Genomic DNA, 4,016 nt, shown 5'->3' on the forward strand with positions numbered 1-4,016 from the left:
CTACGCGGCCAAGGACCCGCGCTTCCGGCTGGTCCAGCAGGTGAACAAGGGCCTCGGCGCGGCCCGCAACACCGGCATCCGGAACCTGACCGAGGGCACCGAGTTCCTCTGCTTCGTCGACAGCGACGACTCGATGCCGCCGAGCTGGTGATGAACTCCTTGCGCGGAGCCACCTCGTTGCCCATGAGCAGGTCGAAGACCGACTCGGCCGAGTCCAGATCGCCGATGTTGATCCGCCGCAGGGTCCGGAAGCGGGGATCCATGGTGGTCTCCGCCAGCTGGTCCGCGTCCATCTCGCCGAGGCCCTTGTAGCGCTGGATGCTGTCCTTGTACCGGATGTTCTTGCGCTGGTACTCCAGCAGGGTCTGGCGCAGCTCGTTGTCCGAGTACGTGTACACGTACTTGTCCTGGCCCTTCTTGGGCTGGACCAGCTCGATCCGGTGCAGCGGCGGAACGGCTGCGAAGACCCGGCCGGCCTCGACCATCGGCCGCATGTACCGCTGGAACAGGGTCAGCAGCAGGCAGCGGATGTGCGCGCCGTCGACGTCGGCGTCGACGAGCAGGACGATCTTCCCGTAGCGGGCGGCGTCGAGGTCGAAGGTACGGCCGGAGCCGGCTCCTATGACCTGGATGATCGCCCCGCACTCGGCGTTCTTCAGCATGTCCGAGACCGAGGACTTCTGGACGTTGAGGATCTTGCCGCGGATCGGCAGGAGGGCCTGGAATTCCGAGTTCCGCGCGAGCTTGGCCGTACCGAGGGCGGAGTCGCCCTCGACGATGAAGAGCTCGCTCCGCTCCACGTCGTCGCTGCGGCAGTCGGCCAGCTTCGCGGGCAGCGAGGAGGTCTCCAGCGCGGTCTTGCGGCGCTGCGCCTCCTTGTGCTGGCGGGCCGCGATCCGGGTCCGGGCGGCCGCGACGATCTTCTCCATCACGGAGCGGGCCTGCTGCTTGTCGTCGCGCTTGGTGGAGGTCAGGAAGGCCTTGAGCTCCTTGGCGACCACGGCGGCGACGATGCGCGTCGCCGCGGAGGTGCCGAGCACCTCCTTGGTCTGGCCCTCGAACTGCGGCTCGGCGAGACGGACGGTGACGACGGCCGTCATGCCCTCCATCGCGTCGTCCTTGACCACGTCGTCCTCGGCCACGCGCAGCAGCTTCGCCGAGCGCAGCACCTCGTTCACGGTCTTGGCGACCGAGCGCTCGAAGCCGGAGACGTGGGTGCCGCCCTTGGGGGTGGCGATGATGTTCACGAAGGACTTGACGTTGGTCTCGTACCCCGTGCCCCAGCGCAGGGCGATGTCCACGCCGAGCTCGCGAGTGACCTCGGTGGGGGTCATGTGGCCGCGGTCGTCGAGGACCGGGACGGTCTCCTTGAAGGTGCCCGTGCCGGTCAGGCGCAGCACGTCGCAGACGCCCTTGTCCTGGGCGAGGTACTCGCAGAACTCGCTGATGCCCCCGTCGAAGCGGAAGGTCTCCTCGGTCTTGCCGGCCCCGTCGATGGCCCGCTCGTCGCGGACCACCAGGGTCAGGCCGGGCACGAGGAAGGCGGTCTGGCGGGCGCGCTGGTAGAGCGTCTCCAGGTTGAGCCGGGCGTCCTTGAGGAAGATCTGGCGGTCGGCCCAGTAGCGGATCCGGGTGCCGGTCTTCCCCTTGGCGATGCGCTTGATCTTGCGCAGGCCGCTCGTGGGGTCGAAGGGGCTGTCGGCCCCCTGCTCGGTGAACATCCCGGGGACGCCTCGGCGGAAGCTGATGCCGTGGGTGGAGCTGCCGCGGTCGACCTCGACGTCGAGGCGGGCCGACAGGGCGTTCACCACGGAGGCGCCGACGCCGTGCAGACCGCCGGAGGCGGCGTACGAGCCACCGCCGAACTTTCCGCCGGCGTGCAGCTTGGTCATGACGACCTCGACCCCGGACAGGCCGGTCTTGGGCTCGACGTCGACGGGGATGCCGCGGCCGTTGTCACGCACCTCGACGGAGGCGTCCTCGTGGAGGATCACCTCGATGTGGTCGCAGTAGCCGCCCAGGGCCTCGTCGACGGAATTGTCGATGATCTCCCAGAGGCAGTGCATCAGGCCTCGGCTGTCGGTGGAGCCGATATACATCCCGGGGCGCTTGCGCACGGCCTCGAGGCCTTCGAGGACGAGCAGGTGCCGCGCGGTGTAGTTGGAACCGTCCCGGTCTGCTCCGGACAGCAGCGCGCTGGAAGGCACGGACGTGTCGGCGGTCACGCAGTTCGCTCCTCGCTGAATTTCTTTTCTGGCCCGGTCGGGCGCAGGGGTGGCTCGGTTGCCGGTCAGAGGGTACCGAGGCCTGGTAGAGCCGATGCAACGCCACCCTCGTGGCTTCCTCAGCCTAGTCCAGATCCACACAGGTGTTCGATCCCCCGTCAGGGTGAAGCAAACATCACGTTCCCTTCCACGCATGAACCATTTAGGGTTCGGGCACGTCCTCATGAACAAACCGGCGCTCGTGCCGGTGAGGACGGGAACTGCTACAAGCGAACGACTGACAACGCGAAACCGTAAAGCAACGCAATACGGCTCCTTCGCCGCCAACCGGCAGCAGCCGGCCAGCTTCGGAAGGAAGTTTCGAGGAAAAGCCGCGAGCGGGAACGTTTTCGGCCTGGTTGGATGTTGACCCTGGTACGACAGCTCGTCGAGCTAGAGAAGAGGCGACGTGACTACTGTTCTGACACCCGCGACCCCGCTGACGGCCGCTGACCGATGCGACCGTTGCGGCGCCCAGGCATATCTGCGCGTCGTCCTCCTGAGCGGTGGTGAACTGCTCTTCTGCGCCCACCACGGGCGTAAGTTCGAGCCGGAACTCAAGAAGATCGCCGCGGAAATACAGGATGAGACCGAGCGGCTCACGTCCGCTCCGGCCGCTGCTGCTGCCGACACCGAGGACCGCTGACACAAGGCCTATACCTCGCATCCGACGAGCCAGGACCGGCCAGGCCGGTCGACGGGCGGCATCTCTGAGACCCAGGGAAGCCGCCCGTCCTCATATCCGGGGCACTTCCCGCTCCGGGCGCCCACGTCCGGCCCCCGCACCCCCGTGCCGGGCCGTACGGGGTGCCTGGAGCCCCTCCGGGCACCCCGTGCGGTGTCCTAGACCACGCCCGGCCCCGCGGCCCTCTGGGCGCCGCTCACGAAGCCGACCAGCGGGGCGATCCTTGTGTACACGCCCGGGCTGTCGGCGCGCCCGCAGCCGCGCCCCCAGGAAACGAGCCCGATCAGCCGGCCCCGCGCCACCAGCGGCCCGCCGCTGTCGCCCTGGCAGGCGTCCTTGCCGCCGTCCCGGTCGCCCGCGCACACCATGGATTCGGGCCGGTACTGCCCGTCCGAGTCGCCCGGGTAAGCCCGTCGGCAGACGTCGTCCGCCAGCACCGTGACCTGCGCCGCGCGCAGCCCGTACGCGTAGTCGCCGAAGCCGCTCGTGTCGCCCCAGCCGTACACGGCCGCGTCGGTGCCCGCGGCGTAGGCGGTATGCCCGACCTCGGCCATGGGGAGCACGTAGTGCGCCGGAACCGCCTCTGCGAGCTCCAGTACGGCGAGGTCCCCGGCGTTGCTCCCGGCGTCGTAGGCCGGATTCACCCGGGCCGCGCGCACCGCGATCTCCCGGCCCTCCTCGGCGCGCAGTTCCGTACGCCCGGTGATCACGCGGAAGTCGGCGACGGATTCGACGGGCCCGCCCAGCACCTGGCGGCCCAGGCAGTGGGCCGCCGTGACCACCCTGGTCGGGGCGACGAGGACGCCCCCGCAGAACTGACCGTCCCGGGTACCCCCGAACCGGTCACGGCTGGCGAGGGCCACGACCCACGGGCTGTCGGCCACGTTCACCGGCTTCCCGCCTATGACGATGCCGTCCGCGGCCACCCCGGGGGCCTGGGCCAGCGGCATCGCGGCCGCTCCCGCCACCAGGGTCAGCGCGCCCGCCAGAGCACGGGCGAAGGTACGACGCATGAGGCCTCCTGACTCTGAGTGTGAATGACTCCACCCAGAGTGGGTCGCCCGGTC

General features: G+C 69.2%; 3 protein-coding genes and 1 pseudogene. 2 read left to right on the top strand and 2 right to left on the bottom strand.

Going from position 1 to position 4,016, the window contains the following annotated elements; all coding sequences use genetic code 11:
- The first annotated feature begins 40 nt into the window (after positions 1-40).
- Positions 41-151: a glycosyltransferase family A protein gene (locus ACFV0Q_RS39210; RefSeq protein ID WP_385012576.1), complete on the top strand. Its 111-nt coding sequence runs from the start codon at positions 41-43 to the stop codon at positions 149-151.
- Here ACFV0Q_RS39210 and ACFV0Q_RS39215 read toward each other — a convergent pair.
- Positions 117-2,225 (bottom strand): annotated as a pseudogene (locus tag ACFV0Q_RS39215) (type IIA DNA topoisomerase subunit B); the annotation flags it as partial. The gene ACFV0Q_RS39210 and the pseudogene ACFV0Q_RS39215 overlap by 35 nt on opposite strands.
- Before the next feature lie 448 nt (positions 2,226-2,673).
- Between ACFV0Q_RS39215 and ACFV0Q_RS39220 the strand changes: the two are divergent.
- Positions 2,674-2,910, top strand: coding sequence for a hypothetical protein (locus ACFV0Q_RS39220; RefSeq protein ID WP_266573543.1), 237 nt, complete (start codon positions 2,674-2,676; stop codon positions 2,908-2,910).
- 197 nt (positions 2,911-3,107) lie between these two features.
- On the opposite strand, the gene ACFV0Q_RS39225 is transcribed toward ACFV0Q_RS39220, so the two are convergent.
- The gene (locus ACFV0Q_RS39225) at positions 3,108-3,962 is read right to left on the bottom strand and encodes a S1 family peptidase (protein ID WP_385012574.1); all 855 of its coding nucleotides are present in this window, start codon (positions 3,960-3,962) and stop codon (positions 3,108-3,110) included.
- Positions 3,963-4,016: the final 54 nt, after the last annotated feature.

The sequence above is a fragment of the Streptomyces sp. NPDC059564 genome, from assembly GCF_042735575.1.
Classification (GTDB): Bacteria; Actinomycetota; Actinomycetes; order Streptomycetales; family Streptomycetaceae; genus Streptomyces.

Excerpts from the sequence above, each read along its gene's own strand:
- ACFV0Q_RS39225 (WP_385012574.1), bottom strand. The coding sequence starts at position 3,962 with ATGCGTCGTACCTTCGCCCGTGCTCTGGCGGGCGCGCTGACCCTGGTG.